The following is a 19,323-nucleotide window of genomic DNA, read 5'->3' as shown; positions in this document are numbered from 1 at the left end:
CCACTGATGAGACGCTGCACACGGCGGGATTTTCGCGGGCCTCTGTTCCCTGAGGTCCGTACGGGGAGGTGGCAAGTAGTGGAGCAGCTGACGCAGCACGACCCGAGGCGGATCGGCCCCTTCGAGGTGCTGGGACGGCTCGGGGCCGGCGGCATGGGGCTGGTCTATCTGGCCCGGTCGGCGTCGGGCCGCCGGGTGGCGATCAAGACCGTCCGTACGGAACTGGCCGAGGACCAGCTGTTCCGGGTGCGCTTCACGCGCGAGGTGGAGGCCGCGCGCGCCGTCAGCGGCTTCTACACGGCCGCCGTCGTGGACGCCGACCCGCGTGCGGCCGTGCCCTGGCTCGCCACCGCGTACGTGCCCGCCCCCTCGCTCGAAGAGATAGTGAACGAGTGCGGGCCCATGCCGACCCAGGCGGTGCGCTGGCTCGCGGCGGGCATCGCGGAGGCCCTCCAGTCCATCCACGGGGCGCAGCTCGTCCACCGCGACATGAAGCCGTCGAACGTGCTCGTGGTGGAGGACGGCCCCCGGGTCATCGACTTCGGCATCGCGTCCGGCGTCTCCAACACCCGGCTGACCATGACCAACGTGGCCGTCGGCACCCCGGCGTACATGTCGCCGGAGCAGGCCCGGGACTCGCGGAGCGTCACGGGGGCCAGCGACATCTTCTCGCTCGGCTCGACGCTCGTCTTCGCCGCGACCGGGCACGCCCCGTACCGGGGGGCCAACCCGGTCGAGACGGTGTTCATGCTGCTGCGCGAGAGCCCCGACCTGTCCGGCCTGCCCGACGACCTGCGGCCGCTGATCGATTCGTGCATGCAGACGGACCCGGCCCTGCGGCCCACCCCGGCCGACCTGCAGGCCCAGCTCGCCCCGCACCTCTTCGCCTCCGGCGGCGGTGACGACGACGGCGGTACGGCTTCCGCGTGGCTGCCGGCCGCCGCGACCGAGCTGATCGAGCGGCGCCGGGGCGGTGGCCGTACGGCTCCGCCGGCCGCCCCGCCCGTGCCGGCGCCGGCCGAGCCCGCGCCGCCGCGGCCCGCCGAGACCGCGCCCCACCGGCCGCCCGGCGCGGACTGGGACGGCCCCTGGCACAGCGGCGCCCCCGCCCGCCCGTCCGCCCCGCCCGCGCCGGTGCCGGACGCCGGGGGGCCGGTGCGGCTGACCGGGGTCCAGGTGCCGATCGGGCCCGGCCCCCGCGTCCGGGACGTCCGCGCCTCGGCCTCCGGCGCCGACGCGGGCCCCGCGACCGGCTGGGTCCGGCCGCCCGCCGGGGTCGACGGCACGCCGCCGCCCGTCCCCGTACCCCCTCCGGCGCAGGCCCCCGACGCCTCGCAGTCCGGGCCCGCCCGGTGGCGGCCCTGGCGGTTCCGCATGTCCAACGACGTGTGGGGCACGCCGGTCGTGGTCGGTGACCTGCTGTACGTCACGTCCTTCGAGGTCCACGCGCTGGACACCGGCAACGGGCGGCGCCAGTTCAAGACCCGGGACGTCGCCTGGGCGATGGCCGTCGAGGGCGGCCGCATCCACGCGTCGGACGGCCCGTCCCTCTACGCGCTGGACGCCACGAGCGGTGCCGAGCGGTGGCGGGTGGGCACCGACGCCTGGGTCTACGCGCTCAAGGCCGACCGGGGCACGGTCGTCACGGCCACCCGGGGCGGCGGCATCCAGGCGTGGGAGGCGGCGACCGGCGAGAAGCTGTGGGACCTGAGCGGCGCGCAGACGGACTTCGAGACGCCGGAGGGCGGGCCGGTCATCCACGACGGCACGGTGTACGTCTGGCAGGACGCCCGCCTGAAGGCCCTCGACGCCCGGACCGGCGTCGAGCGCTGGTCGTACCCCGTCGGCGACGCGGCCTCCTGCGGCGGCGTCCCGGTCCGGGTGACGCCCGCGCCGGACGGCTACGTGTACGTCGCCGCCGGGACACGGGTGCTCGCGGTGGACATCGCGGCCGGGCGCGTCCGCTGGCACTTCGAGTGCCCCGCGGTCTTCCTGTCCCCGCCCGCCTTCGCCCCCGGCCCGGCCGTCACCGGCGGCGGGGTCTACCTCGCGGACTACCTCGGTACGGTGTACGCCCTGGACGCCGCGACCGGCAAGGACCGCTGGCGCATCGCCACGGAGGCCCGTCAGTCGGCGGAGCCGGTGCTCGTCGTCGCGGGCAACGTCCACGTGGGCAGCGGCAGCGCGCTGTACACCCTCGACGCGGTCACCGGCACCCCGAAGTGGCGGTTCGCGGCGGGCGGCGAGGTGGTGGGCGCCCCGGTCGTCGCGGACGGCCGCGTCCACTTCGGCTCCGCGGACCACGTCCTGTACACCCTCGACGCGGCGGGCGGCCAGCTCCGCTGGAAGCTCGCCACGGGCGGCGAGATCACGGGCTCGCCCGTGGCCCGGGGCGGTGTGGTCTACGCGTGCAGCAAGGACCGCTGCGTGTACGCGCTGGACGCGCTGAAGGGAACGGGCGCCCGCACGCGGGCGTAGCTCCCGGCCCCGGTCCGTCCGTGCACCGCCCAGAGGGCAACGGGTCCGTCCTCAATCGCCGGACGGGCCGGGTCTGCCGCCGGGCGGGCTTGACCGGTCAAGACCCACGTAGGGGTCGTCCCCCTCCGGCTCCGGCCACGGGCTCGTCTGGACCGAGGGTCCGGGCTCCCGGGTCGGGGGCCAGGTGTCGGGGCCGGCAGACCCCGGCGCACCGTACTCCGGTTCGCGTCGGCGGCGACGCCCCGACATCGCGGCGGCCCCCAGCAGCATCAGCACACCCCCGCCCCCGGCCAGCGCGACGCCCAGGTCCAGGCCGGAGCCGTCGCCCGTGACGGCCAGGCTGTCCGTCACCTGGAAGACGCGGACCATCCACAGCACGGTGAACCCGAGCACCACCACACCCGCCAGGGCGACGAGCGCACGGGAGCGCAGCACGACCCCCAGCACCGTCACCACCGCCGCGCACAGGAACGGCAGCCACAGGGAGCCGAACAGGCCCCCGGACTGCGTACCGGTCGCACCGGCACCGGTGAAGAGGTCTCCGAGCCGGTAATGCCGCCCGAGGCGGCCGTCGTACCAGTCACGGAAGGGGCTCAGCACGGCGGCCGCCGCTCCGGCGAGAGCGAGGACCGCACCGAGGACGTTGCGGATCATCTCCGTACCTCCAGAGCGCTCTCGCTCCGACGCTACGCCGCCCGTGTGACAGCCGCCACCAGACGGGGACGAGACCGTGACAGGGCCATGACCGGCCCGCCGGTCATCCGCGCCATGCTGTGCGTTACGGTTCCGTGGCGCCCGGCCACCCGGGCCGGCGGCGCACAACAGCACACTAACGGGGGCGGATTCGATGAGACGGCAGCACGTCAAACTGACGGTGGTCCTGGTCGCGGTGGTACTCGCGCTCACCGGCTTCTCCGATGGCAGCCGGGGCGGGAAGAGCAGGAGCGGCAAGAGCCGGTCCGGCAGCCACAGCAGCGGCGGTGGCGGCGGGTGCTCCAGCTCCAAGAAGAGCAACGGCACCTACCACGACACGGACTCCGACAACGACTACGACGACGACTACGGCTCGTCGAGCGGCTCGTCGGGCTCCACGTACACCGACCCGACCCCCACCGCCACCGCGTCCGACGCGCCCCAGGTGTACGTCTTCCGCTGCGCCCGGCCCGCGAAGGGCAAGCGCAAGGCGGTCACCACGTCCACCGTCCGCCTGACCCCGGTCGCCTCCGGCACGCACACCTACGAGGTGGACGTGACCTTCCTGGACGCGAGGGGCAGCGTGGTCGACACGGGCGAGGCGACCGTGGAAGCGGACTACGGCGACACGAAGACGGTGTCCGTCCGGATGGACAGCCCGCGCCAGGTGTCCCGCGTCAAGAAGTGCCAGGTCACGGCCGAGCTGAGCTACTGAGGGTCACCCCGGCCGGCTCGGGACCCTTCGCTGGTGAGTGTGGTGGCTCAGCCGGCGTGGGCGTCCAGCGGAGTGGCCGCGCCGGCGCGGGCGTCCTGGGTGGTGGCGCCGCCTCCGGTGGCGTGCGGGTCGGCCATCGCCGACGAAGCACCGCCGAGGCCGAAGGCCACCGCGAATGCGGCGGTGACGAGCGTCTTCCGCGTGCGGGTCATGCAAACTCCTGAGAGGGGAGCAAGCCTCCGGCCGGCCGGGCGCAGACACGCAACGGCCGCGGCGGCATCCCCTCCGCGCCGCCGCGGCCGTTCCCCCTACCCCCGTGGTCCCGCCAGTTGGCTCAACGCGGATCCGGACCAGTCATGTGGCTGTCCAGCGTCGTGATCTCGGGCTCGCCGGTCATGTGGCTGTCCAGCGGCTTGACCTTGGGCTCGCTGGTCATGTGGCTGTCCGTCGGCTCGACGGTGTCCGTGGTGCCGGGCTCCGGTGCGGTGACCTGGATCTTCTTTTCGTCGCTCATGCTGTGAACTCCGTTGCTGGGTGCATGGTTGGTCGGCAAAGCCCGTCCGGCTGTTCCCCCGTGGACTGCCGGACGGGCTGTTCAGAGCCGTTCACCTTAGTGCGCGGTTCCACTGTCGAATCGCCTGCCCCCCGACGCGACGCTTCGACGGGTACGAGACTGCCGGGCGGCGATAAACGAACGATGAACGCGGAGTCAGCGCGCCTGGTGCGAGGCACGGGCGAGCAGGCCACGCACCATGTCGCCCTCGGGCGCCTTCAGCTGATCGAAGAGCACCAGCGCCTCCTGCCAGCAGACCTTGGCACGATCCGCCTGCCCTATGCCGTCCAGGGCCTGCCCCAGCACGGTCAGCACATTGGCCCGCCGCCAGTCGCCTCCGACGTGGAGCAGCACCGTCAGCGCCTGCTCGGAGAACTCGGCGGCCCGGGCCGGACGCTGGGCCGCGAGATGCACTTCGGCCAGCCGGAAGAGGGTCATCCCCTCCCAGAGCCGCTGGCGGCTCTCCCGGAAGACGGAGAGGGCCTCGGTGAGACGCCCTTCGGCCTCGCTCTGCCGGCCCGCCCGGGTCAGGGCGAGCCCCAGCGCGTACCGGCCATTCGCCAGGCGCAGGGTGAGTCCGAGGCGGGCGTAGAGGTCGATTCCCCGGCCGGCGAGTTCGACGGCACTCGCTGTCCGCCCGATGGCGAGATGGACGCGGGACAGATTGCACAGCGCGCTGGCCTCGCCCGCCTGATTGCCGTCCGCCCGGAACGCGGCGATGGTCTGCTGGAGGAGGACCTCCGCCTCGTCGTGCTGATTGCGGTACGCGGCGATGATCCCGAGCTCGTTCGGCGCGTTGCAGTGGGTCCAGACGTCATTGACCGACGAGCCGAGAGCCATGGCCTGCCGGGCTTCGTCCTCCGCCCTGTCGAAGCGGCCGGCCGTGCTGTGCACCTGGGCGAGTGTCGTCCGTGCCCTCGCCTCGGAGCGGGCGTCACCGGCCGCGGTCGCGGCATCCCGCACGGTCGAGGCGGCCGACTCGAACTGGCGTGAGTTGGCGCCCGATTCCGCGAGATCCTTGGAGGCGAGAAGGAGATCCACCGCACGCCGGACGGTTCCGGCGGCGCCGCTCTGCCGAACGCACGCGAGGAGCGGGCTCGCCTCCGCGTACAGCCAGTCGAGAGCCCGGCCGTGATCGGAGAACGACAGTCCGGGACGGTCCGTGTGCTCCAGGTGGTCCACGGTGCGGTCCCCCGGCCGCTCCAGCGCATACACCCCCGCCGCCGTCGCCAGGTAGAAGTCCAGCAGCCGCGACAGCGCCGCATCCCGCTCCCCGGGGGCCTGTTCGTCGCGTTCCGCGCAGGAGCGGGCGTACAGGCGGACCAGGTCGTGGTAGCGGTAGCGGCCCGGGGCGGCGGACTCCACCAGGGACGTGTCGACCAGGGCCTCCAGGAGGTCCTCCGCGGTGTGCGGGTCCAGGTCGAGGAGGGCGGCCGCGGCGGCCAGGGAGATGTCCGGGCCGTCCGCGAGGCCGAGGAGGCGGAAGGCGCGGGCCTGGGCCGGTTCCAGCTGGCCGTAGCCGAGTTCGAAGGTGGCCTTCACCGCGAGGTCGCCCGCCTGGAGCTCGTCCAGGCGGCGGCGCTCGTCGGCCAGCTTGGCGGCGAGGACCGAGACGGTCCAGGTGCGCCGGGAGGCCAGCCGGGAGGCGGCGATCCGAATCGCGAGGGGGAGGAAGCCGCACGCGGCGACCACGTCGAGCGCGGCCTCCCGCTCCGAGTTGATCCGCTCCTCGCCGACGATCCGGGTGAAGAGCTGAAGCGCCTCCTCAGGCGACATCACGTCCAGGTCGACCAGATGCGCCCCGGCCAGATCGACCATCCGCACCCGGCTCGTCACCAGCGCCGCGCACCCCTCCGTACCGGGGAGCAACGGGCGGATCTGGGCGGCGTCGTGGGCGTTGTCCAGAAGGACCAGGACCCGGCGGCCGTCGAGGGTGGAGCGGTACAGCGCGGCCCGCTCGTCCAGCGACTCCGGTATTGCCGAGTCGGTGGTCCCCAGCGCCCGCAGGAACGCGCCGAGCACCGTCTCCGGCTCGGCGGCCCGGGCCCCCGCGCCCTGGAGGTCGACGTACAGCTGCCCGTCCGGGAAGTGCCGGCGTGCCTGGTGGGCGACGTGGACGGCGAGCGTCGTCTTGCCGACGCCCCCGATGCCGGCCAGCGCGGAGACGGCCATCACGGACCCCTCCGCCGTGGAGAGCCGGTCGCTCAGCTCGCGTACGAACGCGTCCCGCCCCGTGAAGTCCGGGACGGTCGCGGGCAGCTGGGCCGGGCGGACCGGCGCGGCGGCCGGGGCCGGGGCGTCCGCCGGGCGGGCCAGCTCCTCGTCGGCGCGCAGGATGCGCTGCTGGAGCTGAGCCAGCTCCGCGCGCGGATCGACGCCCAGCTCATCGGCGAGCAGCCGCCTCGTGTCCGCGTAGACGGCCAGCGCCTCCGCCTGCCGGCCGCTGCGGTACAGGGCCACCATCAGCAGCTCCCGCAGCCGCTCCCGCAGGGGGTGCGCGGCGGTGAGCGCGGTCAGTTCGGAGACCGCCTCCGCGTGGCAGCCGGCTTCCAGGTCCAGATCGAGCCGGGTCTCGGTGAGCTGGAGCCGCCACTCCTCCAGGCGGGTGCGCTGGTACTCCGCGTACGGCCCCGGCACGGAGGCCAGCGCCTCGCCGTCCCACAGGCCCAGTGCCTTGTTCAGCAGGGCCCGCGCCGCGTCCCGGTCGCCCGCCGCCCGCGCCTTCTCCGCTCCGGACGCCAGCTCCTGAGCCACGGTCAGGTCCAGCGCGTCGGCGCCGGTGCGCATCGCGTAGCCGCCGGAGTCGCTGACCAGCGTCTCGGGGCCGATGACCTTGCGCAGCCGGGAGGCGTAGGTGCGTACGGCGGCCAGCGCCTGCGAGGGCGGCTCGTCGCCCCAGATGCCGTCGATGAGTTCCGCGGCGGTCGCCGTGTGCCCGCCGCGCAGCAGCAACGCCGTCAGCAGCGCGCGCTGCTGCGGCGATCCGGACGGCAGTGTCTCGCCGCCGCGCCGGGCCCGTACGGGACCGAGTACGGAGAAGTGCAGCGCGGCCTCGTTCTCCGGGCCCCGCTCGGGCGCCCGTTGCTGCGGTACGCGTCCCCGTGGCCCGTCGTCACGGCCCATTGCTGCCTCCTGTCCTGCCTGCGCACGGCCCGGCACGGTCACCGTGTCCGGATCGGTCATAGGCCGTCCGGATTGCTCCATACCGTTGATATCGCCGTCAACAGTCTGCCTTGTGAAGGGTCGGCCCGTCAGTAACGGATGACTCTCTGCACAAGCCCTCGACAACGATCCGGAACGGGGCAGTTGGGACAGGGGCGCACGAAGCGGGGCGCCCGTCCGGCGACGGGCGCCCCCGGTCTCAGGCCGTCGCCCGGACCACCGGCTCCTGGAGCTCGGTCACCCACCCGTCCCGGTCCTCCGGGCATTCCAGGCTGACCTCGCGGGCGTACCCCGCCGACCGGTAGCCGTTGGCGTCGATCCAGCGGGCCAGGGCCTGGGCGGTGGGCAGCACGGCGTCCATGGAGCCCCGGTGCACGACGGTCGCCGCCTCGAACGCGGGCAGCTCGACCACCGTGATCCCGGTGTCAGCGACCGGCCCGACGGGCGCGGAGACCGTCACCCCGGCGTGCACGACGACGCTGCCGCCGCCGTCCGGCACGTCCTCGTACCGGGCGATCCCGGGGCCCGACGGGGTCATGCCAGCCTCCCCGAGGAGGGGGAAGAGCCGGTCGTACAGCGGGCCGATCACCGGGGTGATGTCCTGCGGCTCGTAGCTCCCGGCCACCCCCGTCAGCTCCGCGACCCGCACCGCGGGCACCTTTTTCATCACGACGTCGTCCGTGGACATGTGTCCCTCGCTCTCGATGGACCGGAGCCTCGCCTCGACCTGCGCCAGCCGTGCGGCCGCCGCCGCCCTCGCCGCCTCCAGCTCCGTACGCCGCAGCCGCAGCATCCCGCGCAGCTCCTCCGGGCCCACCGCGTCGTCCAGGACCGCCCCCACCTGCTGGAGCGTGAAGCCGAGGTCCTTGAGCGCGATGATCCGGTTGAGCCGGGCGAGCTGGGCGGCGCCGTAGTAGCGGTAGCCGGTCGAGGGGTCGGTGCGGTCCGGGTGCAGCAGCCCGATCTCGTCGTAATGACGCAGCATGCGGGCCGACACCCGCCCGTACCGGGCGAAGTCTCCGATGGTGAACATGACGTCTCCCACTGCACGGCTTCACACGGTGTGAAGGTCAAGAAGCCCGTTGGACGCCGCCGGGACGGGCCGCGCACGGGCAGGAGCCCCGTCCCTCCGCCGGTGCGGAGGAGCGGGGCTCCTTGGTACTGCTCTTACCGGCCGCGATCGGCCGACCCGGGCAACTAGGCCGGGGTGACGTTCTCAGCCTGCGGGCCCTTCGGGCCCTGAGTGACGTCGAAGTTCACGACCTGGTTCTCCTCGAGGGAGCGGAACCCGGCCGCGTTGATCGCGGAGTAGTGGACGAAGACATCCGGGCCGCCGCCGTCCTGGGCGATGAAGCCGAAGCCCTTTTCAGCGTTGAACCACTTGACGGTTCCGGTAGCCATAAGCCCTCCTTGGGCCAAAGGGTTGCCCTGCTCCAGAACCTGCAATGAAGTCTGAAAACTACAAAAGCCTGCGGGTTACATGCTCCGCAGGCTCTGTACTGCAAGGGAAACCAAACTGCAACTTGCTGTCGAGCCTAGCACGCAGCATGTGCGTAGGGGTAGAGGGAAAGATCACTTCACCCGGATGTTTGATAGCCGCCCGGATGAGCCATCCGAGAGGGCCTTCCCGTGCGCCGCCGCCCCCGGTGGGGCGGCCCGGACGGGACGGGTCTAGCCTCGCGATGTGGACAATTCAACCGTTTCAAACGTCGCGGGCGACGACCGTCGCCCCCGGCCGCGCGTCGGCCACATCCAGTTCCTCAACTGCCTCCCCCTCTACTGGGGGCTGGCACGGACCGGAACCCTGCTCGACCTGGAGCTGTCGAAGGACACCCCGGAGAAGCTCAGCGAGCAACTGGTCAGGGGCGAGCTGGACATCGCCCCCGTCACCCTGGTCGAGTTCCTGCGCAACGCGGACGACCTGGTCGCCTTCCCCGACATCGCGGTCGGCTGCGACGGCCCCGTCATGTCCTGCGTGATCGTCTCGCAGCGGCCCCTTGAGGACCTGGACCGGGCCCGCGTCGCGCTCGGCTCGACCTCCCGGACGTCCGTACGGCTGGCGCGGCTGCTGCTCGCCGAGCGGTACGGGGTCACCCCCGACTACTACACCTGCCCGCCGGACCTGGGCCTGATGATGCAGGAGGCGGACGCCGCCGTCCTCATCGGTGACGCGGCCCTCCGTGCCAACCTGCACGACGCCCCCCGCCTCGGGCTCCAGGTCCACGACCTGGGCGCGATGTGGAAGGAGTGGACGGGCCTGCCGTTCGTCTTCGCCGTCTGGGCCGCCCGCAAGGACTACCTGGCCGCCGAGCCGACCGCGGTCAAGCAGGTGCACGAGGCGTTCCTGGCCTCGCGCGACCTGTCCCTGGAGGAGGTCACCAAGGTCGCCGAGCAGGCGGCGCGCTGGGAGGCGTTCGACGCGGAGGTCCTGGAGCGCTACTTCACGACGCTCGACTTCCGCTTCGGCCCGGACCAGCTGGCGGGCGTCGAGGAGTTCGCCCGCCGCACCGGCGAGGCGGCGGGCTTCCCGGCGGACGTGAAGGTGGAGCTCCTCGGCGGATGAGGGGGTGGGCCGGGATTTCCCGCACCGCCTGCCTTGCGTGTGCGGTGCATCGGATTCCCGGCCATTCCCGATGTTTCCGGCGATGCCCGGAAAGCCTTGCGTATACGCCGATAGTCATCCGGGTGAATTCACGCTTCATGGGTGGTGATCGGCGCAGGGCCCCGGAATTTCAGATCCATTCCTGTTCCGCGGTCATTTCGCTCGTCACCCCGCCCGTGTTCACCACGCCCGCGGCGTCCATGATGAGGACGTGGCACTCCTCGTCGGCGACGGGGCAGTGGTCGAGATCGCGGGGGACGACGTACATGTCCCCCGGGCCGAGGCGGACGTCCTCCCGGCCGGCCAGCTGGATCACGAGTTCACCGGTGATCACGATGAACAGTTCGTCGCCCTCGGGGTGGTTGTGCCACACGAACTCTCCCTTGAGCTTGGCCGCCTTCAGCTCCAGGCCGTTGGCCTCCAGGAGGGTCTTGGGCGCCCAGTGCCCGTCCACCCTCGAAAGCTTCTCCGCGATGTTCACGACCGTGTCGGGCCTTGCCATGACCACTTCTCCTTCTGTTCCGTTCCGTCCCGCTGCCAGGCCATGCTGTCAGCAGGTTCCCTCCACGCGGCCGAAGACCGCGGGACGCAGTCTGGGGCCGTCCGGGCCCATGGGGTGGATGCCCACGAGGGCCACCGTGCGCCGCCCGGCGTCCTGGAAGAGCCTCCCCCGGACCGCGTAGGCGTCCCCCGCGGAGAACGGGAACTTGAAGACGGCCGCGATCCGGTCGATGGAGTGGCGGTCCACGGGCAGCCCGGCGTCCGCCACCAGGCGCGTCGCCATGTCCTCCATCGCGGCGGTGTACTCGCCGGTGTAGACGTACTGGTTCACGTCGGTGTGCTGCAGGCCGTAGCGCCCCCGGATCTCGGCCGTGTGGTCCTCCGGGGCGGTGAACGCGTCCCCCACCGCACTGAGCGACTCGACCGAGGGATGGGGCTCCTCCAGCACGTGCAGCCGCAGGTGGTCCAGCTCCGGCCGGCTCGCGCGGACCAGACGCTCGGCGGTCGGCGCGGTGGGGCGCAGCAGCGTGAGGATGATCCGCCCGGAGCCGCAGTTCAGGGGTTCCGGGGACAGCTGCTCCCGGTAGCGGCGCGGTTCCCCCGCTCCGGGCGGAGTCGCGAAGGTGTACGCGATGTCGAAGCCGAGGCGGCTGTGGTGTGTGCCGGGGCCGTCCCCCGAGAGCTCGCTCAGCCGGGTCTCGACGGTGGTGTCCAGTGGCGCGGCGACGGCGGCGGCGAGGTCGCTCCGGCGGAAGTCGAGCGAGGAGACGACGGAGACGATGCCCTGCCCGCGCAACGCCGCCACATCGACCCGGGCGCTGATCCCCTCGTACATCAGCGGGGTGAACAGAGCGATCAGTGTGCGGAGTTTGACCTTGAACGCGGCGTCGAGATCGGTCACCTGCAGGGGGACGCTTCCACCGGTGCGGACCGCATCGAGTGGCGGAGCGTCGGCCGCGGCTCCCTGGCGCTCGGGTAAACGCTGTGTGTCTGACATGGCTGCTCCATCGACGGGATCGTCCGGGCCCGGTCGCCCGGCCTACGGGAAGGTGGCACGGAGGAAGGAGACTATGCGTTCCCCGTAGACATCGGAATCGACTACGTGGTTCGTCAGATGCCGGCCGCGCCCGACCCGCCAGACCTCGCGGGGGCCCGCGTAGTAGCGGTCCAGGAAGCGGCACCCCTCCTCGACGTCGAAGAGGGTGTCCCGTTCGCCGACGATCAGCAGCAGCGGCGTACGCGCCAGGTTTCCGGCCGAACGCCGCGCCAGCCGGTACAGCACGTCGGCGCGCGTGGAGAGCACAACCGCACGGACGACCGCACGGTCGGCGACGGCGCGCAGCCGCGGGCTGGGGCTTCCGCGCCGCTCCGAACGCAGCAGTTCGCGCAGCATGTCGGCCCAGCGCACCAGCGGGGTCGAGTCGAGGACCAGCGCGGGGTAGTGGACCCCCGCGGTACCGGCGTGGGCGATCACCATGTTGCCGCCGAAGGAGCAGCCCATCAGGGCCACGCGTCCGCCCAGCACCGGGTCGGCACCGTGCAGCTCCGCCACCCGGGCGGACACGGCTTCCAGGTCGCGCAGGGGCGACTGCAGCCGGTTCCCGCCGATGCGCCTCGCCGTGTCGCTCTCCCCGCAGCCGCGGAAGTCGAACGTGACGACGGTCAGCCCCCGCCGGTGGAGCAGTTCGGCCTGCCGCAGGACCCGTGACTTACTGGCACTGCGGGCGTGGCAGAGGATGACCACTCCCCACGGGGACTCCGGAGTGAACGTCCACCCCCTGATCGTCACACCGTCCCGGGTCACCACGCCGAACGGCTCCGCCGTGAGTCCGTAGTCCTCCGGGCGTTCGAAGTCCGGTGCGGACACCGGCCTGTGGAAGCGCCGGAAGAGCCGGACCGGGTAGCCGAGTCCCGCGAGGAGCCCTGTGCGCGGCCGGGTTCCGGTCATGGGCGCAACGGAGTCAGGTCGACGGCGGTGTCCTTGAGCAGCGGCTGCCAGGTGAGCGGATCGCACTCCTCCGAGCTGGTCAGCAGATTGGGGTGGGTGCCGGCCCGGTCCGGGTGGAACGTCAGATAGAGATGGCCGGCCGGTACGTCGGCGCTCGGTTCCGCGGGGCAGACGAGCGAACCGATGTCGTTGGTGAGCCGTACCAGCAGTCCCGCCGTCACCCCGAGCCGTTCGGCGTCGGCGGTGTTCAGGTACACGCTGTTCCTGTCGGGCCACCCGGAAGTCCCGGTCGCCGTCGCGGAGTTGAACATGGCCACATCGTTCCGGTGCGAGGCGCCGCCCATCTGGCCGCGGCCGGTGATCAGGACGAACTCGCGGGTGTTGCGTTCGCTGAAGGGGACGAGGCGCTCCGGCGGCGGCAGATGGAAACGCGCCCGGTGCCGGTCGTCGGCGAAGACGCCGGGGAACAGCACCTCCTCCTCCGAGCCGTTGCGTGAGTAGCGGCGCTCCCCGCCCCACTGGACGCCCTCGCCCTGCTGGATGTCCTTGAGGGTGATCGCCTGTCCGCTGCCGTCGACGAACTCGTTGTAGAAGCCGCGGGACGCCGTCCGGATCTCGTCCCACACCGGCTCGCTGAGGATCTCGCCGTACTCGTCCACGGGGAAGTCGAAGGCCTCGGCGAGTCCTCGGGCGGACAGGTCCCCGTTGCCGTCGGTGACCAGCGCTTCGATCTCCTCGGGGGACAGTGCGGGTGTCGTCGGCGGCTCCGCCCCCTCCAGGCGTCCGGCGATCCGGCGCGCGACGGCCGACACGATCCGCACATCGCTCCAGGCCTCGAAGGGCGGCTCCTCGATGGCCTCCATGTACTGCAGCCGCCGCTCCCCGTTGAGGAAGATCCCCGACGTCTCGTGCTTGGTCCGGCAGGGCAGGACGATGTCCGCGTACTCCAGCATCTCGGGGTTGTAGTACGAGTCGATGTAGATGACGCACAGGTCCATCATCTTCTCGCGCCACTGATCGAGATTGGGGAAGTTGCGGGCCGGGTTGGTGCCGAAGACGACGAGCGTCCGCAGTCGCTCCGAGGTGGCGAACGAGGCCACGGGCAGGCCCTGGGACGGGCTGATCCGCCACGGGGGCAGCCCCCACAGCCGCGCCATCGTCGCCCGGTGTTCCGGGTCCGCCAGCCGCATCCGGAACGGCAGCAGCCGGCCCGAGTAGCCCATGGCCAGCTCCGCCGAGGCGTTGGACTGTCCGGCGAGCCGGACATGGCCCCGGCCCGGAGCGCCCAGCTGGCCGCTGAGCAGGTGCAGATTGAGGATGGAGGCGACCCCGCTGCTGCCCACGGTCTGGTTGATCCCGACCGAACTGGTGCTCACCACCCGGTCGCTCTCCCACAACGCGCACGCCCGCAGCACCCGGCGGCGCATCTCCTCGTGGGGCATGCTGTCGGGAGTGATCCGTGGGACGACCTCGTCGATGGAGTAGGGGCCCTCCGCGAGGGCCCGCAGGAAGGCGTCCGCGCTGTCGGGATCGACGGCACGGGTGAGGTAGTCCCGGTCCAGCGCGTTCTCGTCCAGCAGATACCGGGCGAAGGCCATGTTGAGCAGGACGTCACTGCCGCTGCGGACGGGCAGGTGGATGTTGTCGGGGTTGTCGGCCTGGAGCTTCTCGACGGTCGCGGTCCTGCGCGGGTCGATGACGACCTTCACGGCGCCGCGGTTCTGCCGGATGTAGCGCTGGAAGACCGTGGGGTGATTGATCGCCGGGTTGTGGCCGTAGAAGAAGATGGCGTCGGCACTGCGGTAGTCGTCGTAGGCGGCGAACGGACCCTCGTTGCCGAAGACGAGTTCGTGGCCGCCCGCGTTGTTGGCGAGGCACTGCTCGGCGTTGGAGCAGATGTTGTTCGTACCGAGGTGGCCCTGGAAGAACTTCTTCGCCACCCAGAGCGCTTCGAGCGTCATCTGGCCCACGCCGTAACAGGCGAGCGAGTCCCGGCCGAACTCCTGCCGGTCGGCCAGGATGGTGTCCGCCACCATGTCGATGGCGTAGTCCCAGGAGACCTGCTCCCAGCCGTACGGGGTGCGCAGCAGCGGGCTGGTGAAGCGGTCGACCTCGGTGGGGTCCGCGCCCAGGTGCTTCTGGAAGTAGTGGGCGCCCTTGACGCAGACTCCGAGGCTGCCGGTCGCCTTCACCTTGCCTTCGGCCGAGACGCTGACCTGGTCCACGACACCGCAGAAGGTGCACAGCGTCTTCTTCGAGGTATCAGCCACGGTCCAGCTCCAGCAGATCGCGGCTGAGAGCGGCCGAGCCGAGTGTCCAGCCGCCGTCGACGACGAATTCCTGTCCTGTCACATAGGACATGTCCGGGGAGACGAGCGCGGTGACCAGGGCGGCCACGTCGGACGGCGTCCCGAGCCGGCCGAGCGGGACGTGTTCGGCCACCTTGCGTTTCCAGGCGTCCGGCCGTCCGGCGGTGGGGCCGCTGTCGAGGAAGCCGGGGGAGACCGTGTTCACCGTGATGCGGTAGCGGGCGAGCTCGGCCGCCAGGCTGCGGCCGAATCCGGCGAGCGCCGCCTTGGACGCCGAGTAGGCGGTCAGCCCCGGGACGCCCGCGAGGGAGACGGCGGAGCCGACGTTGACGATCGCACCCCCGCCGTTCTTCATCAGGCGGAAGGCCGCGGCCCGGCAGACGTGGGCGACGCCCTGCAGGTTCGTCTCGTACATCCGGTCCATCACCTCGGCGTCGGACCGGAGGAAGGGGCCCTCGGCCATCGCGCCGAAGCAGTTCACGACGGCGTCCGCGGGGCCTTCCTTCCTCCAGACGTCCGAGACGAAGTCCCGGCAGGCCGCCGGGTCGGACACATCGACCGGGTACTCGGGGACGCCGGGAAGGTCCGCGTCCGCCCTCGTGCCGCGCCGGCCGACGACCACCTCGTGTCCCGCCGCGACGAGGGAGCGGACGATCTCGCCGCCGATCCCGCCCGGACCGATGACGACGGCCCTCACACCATTCTCCGGCCGGTGGTGGCCACGGCGGACTCGCGTTCGACCTTCTTCTTCACGAGGTTGCGGTAGATCCCCTTGAAGTGGCGGGTCTTGGTGAGCGCGAACTCCCGGCTGTAGAAGTCGCGGTAGACGCTCAGCGTGCCCTCTTCCAGCTCCTCCGGTGTCATGTTGAGGGGCTGGAAGACGGAGTCGAAGACGGTGTAGTACGACCAGGACTTGTCCGGCAGGATCCGCCCCGCGGCCTCCATGTCGTCCCGCAGCGGAGTGCCGGGGAAGGGGGTGACGCAGGAGATCTGCACCCCTGCCAGGAAGTTCTCCTTGATGAAGGCCGACGTCTGGGCGAAGGAGTCCTTCGTGTCCGTGTCCAGCCCGAGCGAGAAGGCCCCGTAGACGCCGATGCCGTGGTCCTGGATCGCCTTCGTCGCCTCGACGTACTTGTCCAGCGCCCGGAACTTCCAGTTGCGCTCGTCGATGCCGTTCAGGGTGTCCTGGGAGACCGACTCGAAGCCGATGAGCATCGTCATGCAGCCGCTCTCGTGCATCAGGTCCAGGATCTCCGGGTCCTTGTAGAAGGACACATCGGACTGGCCGCTCCATTTGATGCCGAGCGGCTTCAGCCGGGTGAGCAGCTCCTTCGTCCGGTTCCGGTCCACGACGAAGTTGTCGTCGGAGAAGAGGACGTACGGGCTGTCCCAGCGTTCCCGTACGGCCTCGACCTCGCGGATGACCTGGTCGATGGACTTGTAGCCCAGCTTGTCGCGGTAGCGGATCGTCGCGGCGCAGAACCGGCAGCTGTGCGGGCAGCCGCGGGACGTCTCGACCCAGATGCTGGGGTAGTACCGCTCCTGGGCGAGCTCGTAGCGCGGCTGGGGCGCCTCCAGCATGTTGGTGCGGGTGGTCTGCCGGTACATGGGCTTGAGCTGCTTGTGCTCGAAGTCGTGGAGGACCTCGGGCCATACGGCTTCCGCCTCGCCGACGCACACCGCGTCGACGTGCCGCATCACTTCGTGGGGCAGCAGGTTGGCGTGCAGTCCGCCGGCCACCACCGGGATCCCGCGCGCCCGGAACTGCGCGGCTATCTCGTACATCCGGTCGGCCTGCGCGGTCATCCCGGTGAGCGCGACCAGGTCCGCGTCGGCGTCGAAGTCGACCGGTTCGATGTTCTCGTCGATGTAGCGGATCTCGTACGACGGCGGCGTGAGCGCGCCCACGATCAGCAGACCGGTGGCGAACCCCGTCCAGGTGTAGTCGAAGAACTGGAACTCCCGGCACTCCCGTTTGAACTGCCGGTGCTTCTCGTTGCGGCCGAAGAACGAGGCCGTCGGGGAGATCAGAAGTAGTTTGTATGCGCGAGCCATCACGTCACTCCGGTCGGCTGAGTCAGTCGGTCGCCACGGTGGCTTTGTGGCAGAAGGCCACGAAGTCCCGGACCGTGTCGATGTCGAACAGGTCCTGCTCGTCGATCTCGATGCCCAGTTCGACCTCGGCCCTGACGACGATCTCCAGCAGGAGGATGGAGTCGACGTTCTTCACGCCCGTCACGGGGCTGTCGAGCCGGAGTTCCTCCGGCTCGATCCTGGCCACCTCGGTGATGATCCGCTGGATCGTGGCGAGGACCTGGCCCTCGCCGGCCGGTACGTCCGCTGCCGTGGTCATGACTGCCGTCCTTCCTTGCGGTCCGCCGTGCGGACGCGTGATTCGGCCGGCCCGACCGGGCGGATGCTGAACGATCTGCCGACATTGCCGCGCAGCCCGCCCAGGCCGCTGGGCATCGGCAGGTAGTCCGGCTCGGGGATGTCGATCTCCATGCCGGAGCGGAGCCGGGCCGCGTTGAATCCCTCGACGTTCTTGTTGTGCAGGGCCAGTTCCTGGTGCCGTCGCGCATCGCCGTAGGCGGTGAACGCGATCTCCGTGATCGTGTCCCCGGCCTTGACGACGTAGCTGGAACCGATGACGGGGACGGGCGACGGTTCACGGGCCACCGGCGCCTGTGCGGCCGGTGGTTGCGGGGCCGGGTCGTCGGGTACGGCGACGAGCCGCCCCGATTCGAGCAGTCCGGCGGTCAGCCTCCGCTGCTTCTTGCCCGAACTGGTCTTGGGGACCGTCCCCTTGCGTACGACCGTCACATCCGCGACGCGGAGCCCGAACTGCTCGCCCACCCGCGCGGCCACCTCCTCGGCGAGACCGGCGGGCGGGGGATAGCTGCGGGCTTCCGCCACGATGCGCACGGCCTCGCTGTCCCCGCGCGGTACCGACACGGCGACGGCCCCGCCGGGGCGCACCCCGGGGACGGCCTCGACCTGCTGCTCGATGGTGTGCGGGTGGTGGTTGCGGCCGTTGACGATGATCAGGTCCTTGATCCGGCCGGTCACGAAGAGCTCGCCGTCCGAGAGGAACCCGAGGTCGCCGGTGTGCAGCCGGCCGTCGCGCCAGGTGCGGCCGGTCTCGTCGGGGTCCTCGTGGTAGCCGTGGGCCAGGTGCTCGCCCGACAGGGTGATCTCGCCCTCGCGGCCGTCCTCGAGCGGGCGCCCGTCCGGGTCCAGGATCCGGATCTCGGTGCCGTCGATGGGCCGGCCGCTGGAGGTGAGCACCACGCCGTCGTCGCCGGTGGCCGGGACGACGGTGCGGTCCTCGGCCAGCCGGCGCGCGTCGGCGACCAGGGTGCGCGGGCCGTCGGCGGGCGGGGCGACCGACACCGCGAGCACGGCCTCCGCCATCCCGTAGCAGGGGCGCAGGGCCCCGGGGCGGAACCCGCTGTCGGCGTAGGCGTCGGCGAATCGGCGCAGGGTGGCGGCGGACACCGGCTCGGCTCCGCAGCCGGCGATGCGCCAGGCCGACAGGTCCAGGCCGGTCGGCGGCTTCTTCGCGGCGACCGCGGCGAGCAGACCGTAGGCGAAGTTCGGGGCGAAGGAGATGGTGCCGCGGATCTCGCTCATGATCCGCAGGAAGCCCGCGGGGTCACGGACGAAGGACAGGGGCGGCACGTACCAGGTGCTGGTCTGGGTCAGCAGCGGAACGAAGATCTTGCCGATCAGCCCCATGTCGTGGTGGAAGGGGAGCCAGGACACACCGCGGTCCGTCTCCGGGTCGACGGCCAGCGCGGCCGAGAGAGCGCGGACATGGGCCAGGAGCTCTCCGTGGCGGACCACGACCCCCTTGGGGCTGCCCGTGCTGCCACTGGTGAACTGGATGAGGGCGAGGTCACCGGCGTCCGGCGGGAGGACCGGACCGGCCGGTTCCGCGGCGGTCAGGGACTCGAAGGTCTCGACGGGACAGGAGAGTCCGGCATCCGCGAGGAAGCCGGTGAAGAAGCCCCCGGTGAGACAGAGGGACGCGCCCGAGACCCGGCAGATCTCCCGGCTGCTGTCCCGGAAGGCGTCGCCCCGGCTGGTGAGCGAGGGCGGTGCGGCCGGGACCACGACGAGTCCGGCGCGTAATGCCGCGACCAGCGAAAGGATGAACTGCCGGGCGTCCGACATGGCCAGCACGATCCGGTCGCCGCGGGACAGGCCGAGCGAGGCGAAGCGGGTGGCGAGATCCGCGGTCCGGCTCGAAAGCGCGGCGAAGGTGATCGCCTTTTCCTCCGGGTCGCCGTCGAAATGCAGCGCGGTGTCCTCGCGCTGCCACGACGCGAAAACATCCGAAAAAGTCATGCCTTTGCTCAA

17 protein-coding genes are annotated in these 19,323 nt (G+C 71.5%); 3 read left to right on the top strand and 14 right to left on the bottom strand.

What is annotated here, in order from left to right; all coding sequences use genetic code 11:
- Window positions 1-78 precede the first annotated feature (78 nt).
- Window positions 79-2,478: a PQQ-binding-like beta-propeller repeat protein gene (locus ABZ565_RS09895; RefSeq protein ID WP_361022885.1), complete on the top strand. Its 2,400-nt coding sequence runs from the start codon at window positions 79-81 to the stop codon at window positions 2,476-2,478.
- Between the two features lie 51 nt (window positions 2,479-2,529).
- Here the strand turns inward: ABZ565_RS09895 and ABZ565_RS09890 are convergent, their stop codons facing one another.
- Window positions 2,530-3,132, bottom strand: coding sequence for a hypothetical protein (locus tag ABZ565_RS09890; protein WP_361022882.1), 603 nt, complete (start codon window positions 3,130-3,132; stop codon window positions 2,530-2,532).
- Window positions 3,133-3,325: 193 nt separating this feature from the next.
- On the opposite strand from ABZ565_RS09890, the gene ABZ565_RS09885 reads away from it, so the two are divergent.
- On the top strand, window positions 3,326-3,886 hold the full coding sequence (locus tag ABZ565_RS09885; protein WP_361022880.1) for a hypothetical protein: 561 nt from the start codon (window positions 3,326-3,328) through the stop codon (window positions 3,884-3,886).
- 47 nt (window positions 3,887-3,933) lie between these two features.
- Here ABZ565_RS09885 and ABZ565_RS09880 read toward each other — a convergent pair whose 3' ends face one another.
- The 5 genes from ABZ565_RS09880 to ABZ565_RS09860 all read right to left on the bottom strand — a co-directional run bounded on the left by ABZ565_RS09880 (window position 3,934) and on the right by ABZ565_RS09860 (window position 9,002).
- Window positions 3,934-4,098, bottom strand: coding sequence for a hypothetical protein (locus ABZ565_RS09880; protein ID WP_361022877.1), 165 nt, complete (start codon window positions 4,096-4,098; stop codon window positions 3,934-3,936).
- A gap of 122 nt (window positions 4,099-4,220) precedes the next feature.
- The gene (locus ABZ565_RS09875) at window positions 4,221-4,400 is read right to left on the bottom strand and encodes a hypothetical protein (protein WP_361022874.1); all 180 of its coding nucleotides are present in this window, start codon (window positions 4,398-4,400) and stop codon (window positions 4,221-4,223) included.
- 195 nt (window positions 4,401-4,595) lie between these two features.
- Window positions 4,596-7,562, bottom strand: a complete 2,967-nt coding sequence (locus ABZ565_RS09870) for a BTAD domain-containing putative transcriptional regulator (RefSeq protein ID WP_361022871.1) — start codon at window positions 7,560-7,562, stop codon at window positions 4,596-4,598.
- 238 nt (window positions 7,563-7,800) lie between these two features.
- Complete coding sequence (locus ABZ565_RS09865) at window positions 7,801-8,634, bottom strand: MerR family transcriptional regulator (protein WP_361022868.1); 834 nt, start codon at window positions 8,632-8,634, stop codon at window positions 7,801-7,803.
- 164 nt (window positions 8,635-8,798) lie between these two features.
- Complete coding sequence (locus tag ABZ565_RS09860) at window positions 8,799-9,002, bottom strand: cold-shock protein (protein WP_006347360.1); 204 nt, start codon at window positions 9,000-9,002, stop codon at window positions 8,799-8,801.
- Window positions 9,003-9,285: 283 nt separating this feature from the next.
- Here ABZ565_RS09860 and ABZ565_RS09855 point away from each other — a divergent pair, with 283 nt between their 5' ends.
- The gene (locus tag ABZ565_RS09855) at window positions 9,286-10,164 is read left to right on the top strand and encodes a menaquinone biosynthesis protein (RefSeq protein ID WP_361022864.1); all 879 of its coding nucleotides are present in this window, start codon (window positions 9,286-9,288) and stop codon (window positions 10,162-10,164) included.
- Between the two features lie 169 nt (window positions 10,165-10,333).
- Here the strand turns inward: ABZ565_RS09855 and ABZ565_RS09850 are convergent, their stop codons facing one another.
- Genes ABZ565_RS09850 through ABZ565_RS09815 form a run of 8 tightly spaced genes read right to left on the bottom strand, consistent with a single transcriptional unit; the run spans window position 10,334 to window position 19,311 of the window.
- Window positions 10,334-10,705 (bottom strand): cupin domain-containing protein, encoded by a 372-nt coding sequence (locus ABZ565_RS09850; protein WP_361022861.1) that lies wholly within the window; start codon window positions 10,703-10,705, stop codon window positions 10,334-10,336.
- Window positions 10,706-10,753: 48 nt separating this feature from the next.
- Complete coding sequence (locus ABZ565_RS09845) at window positions 10,754-11,701, bottom strand: hypothetical protein (RefSeq protein WP_361022858.1); 948 nt, start codon at window positions 11,699-11,701, stop codon at window positions 10,754-10,756.
- Window positions 11,702-11,743: 42 nt separating this feature from the next.
- Window positions 11,744-12,652, bottom strand: a complete 909-nt coding sequence (locus ABZ565_RS09840; protein ID WP_361022855.1) for an alpha/beta fold hydrolase — start codon at window positions 12,650-12,652, stop codon at window positions 11,744-11,746.
- Window positions 12,649-14,922, bottom strand: a complete 2,274-nt coding sequence (locus ABZ565_RS09835; RefSeq protein WP_361022852.1) for a molybdopterin-dependent oxidoreductase — start codon at window positions 14,920-14,922, stop codon at window positions 12,649-12,651. The genes ABZ565_RS09840 and ABZ565_RS09835 overlap by 4 nt, the downstream gene beginning before the upstream one ends.
- Window positions 14,915-15,658: an SDR family oxidoreductase gene (locus ABZ565_RS09830; RefSeq protein ID WP_361022849.1), complete on the bottom strand. Its 744-nt coding sequence runs from the start codon at window positions 15,656-15,658 to the stop codon at window positions 14,915-14,917. The genes ABZ565_RS09835 and ABZ565_RS09830 overlap by 8 nt, the downstream gene beginning before the upstream one ends.
- Window positions 15,655-17,016 carry a radical SAM protein gene (locus ABZ565_RS09825; protein WP_361022846.1) on the bottom strand — a complete coding sequence of 454 codons (1,362 nt, stop codon included), beginning with the start codon at window positions 17,014-17,016 and terminating at the stop codon, window positions 15,655-15,657. Before ABZ565_RS09825 ends, ABZ565_RS09830 begins: the two co-directional genes overlap by 4 nt.
- A gap of 22 nt (window positions 17,017-17,038) precedes the next feature.
- A complete protein-coding gene (locus tag ABZ565_RS09820) occupies window positions 17,039-17,314 on the bottom strand; it encodes an acyl carrier protein (RefSeq protein ID WP_361022843.1) in 276 nt (91 codons plus the stop codon).
- Window positions 17,311-19,311: a fatty acyl-AMP ligase gene (locus ABZ565_RS09815; RefSeq protein ID WP_361022840.1), complete on the bottom strand. Its 2,001-nt coding sequence runs from the start codon at window positions 19,309-19,311 to the stop codon at window positions 17,311-17,313. The genes ABZ565_RS09820 and ABZ565_RS09815 overlap by 4 nt, the downstream gene beginning before the upstream one ends.
- Window positions 19,312-19,323 lie beyond the last annotated feature (12 nt).

Origin of the sequence: Streptomyces sp. NPDC016469 (assembly GCF_040632905.1) — a bacterium.
Taxonomy (GTDB): domain Bacteria; phylum Actinomycetota; class Actinomycetes; order Streptomycetales; family Streptomycetaceae; genus Streptomyces.
This window is presented reverse-complemented; position numbering and strand designations above follow the sequence as displayed.

Coding starts and splice junctions, on each gene's coding strand:
- ABZ565_RS09845 (WP_361022858.1), bottom strand. CDS start 11,701: ATGTCAGACACACAGCGTTTACCCGAGCGCCAGGGAGCCGCGGCCGAC.
- ABZ565_RS09885 (WP_361022880.1), top strand. CDS start 3,326: ATGAGACGGCAGCACGTCAAACTGACGGTGGTCCTGGTCGCGGTGGTA.
- ABZ565_RS09820 (WP_361022843.1), bottom strand. CDS start 17,314: ATGACCACGGCAGCGGACGTACCGGCCGGCGAGGGCCAGGTCCTCGCC.
- ABZ565_RS09865 (WP_361022868.1), bottom strand. CDS start 8,634: ATGTTCACCATCGGAGACTTCGCCCGGTACGGGCGGGTGTCGGCCCGC.
- ABZ565_RS09875 (WP_361022874.1), bottom strand. CDS start 4,400: ATGAGCGACGAAAAGAAGATCCAGGTCACCGCACCGGAGCCCGGCACC.
- ABZ565_RS09840 (WP_361022855.1), bottom strand. CDS start 12,652: ATGACCGGAACCCGGCCGCGCACAGGGCTCCTCGCGGGACTCGGCTAC.
- ABZ565_RS09890 (WP_361022882.1), bottom strand. CDS start 3,132: ATGATCCGCAACGTCCTCGGTGCGGTCCTCGCTCTCGCCGGAGCGGCG.
- ABZ565_RS09850 (WP_361022861.1), bottom strand. CDS start 10,705: ATGGCAAGGCCCGACACGGTCGTGAACATCGCGGAGAAGCTTTCGAGG.
- ABZ565_RS09825 (WP_361022846.1), bottom strand. CDS start 17,016: ATGGCTCGCGCATACAAACTACTTCTGATCTCCCCGACGGCCTCGTTC.
- ABZ565_RS09860 (WP_006347360.1), bottom strand. CDS start 9,002: ATGGCTACCGGAACCGTCAAGTGGTTCAACGCTGAAAAGGGCTTCGGC.
- ABZ565_RS09870 (WP_361022871.1), bottom strand. CDS start 7,562: ATGGGCCGTGACGACGGGCCACGGGGACGCGTACCGCAGCAACGGGCG.
- ABZ565_RS09880 (WP_361022877.1), bottom strand. CDS start 4,098: ATGACCCGCACGCGGAAGACGCTCGTCACCGCCGCATTCGCGGTGGCC.
- ABZ565_RS09815 (WP_361022840.1), bottom strand. CDS start 19,311: ATGACTTTTTCGGATGTTTTCGCGTCGTGGCAGCGCGAGGACACCGCG.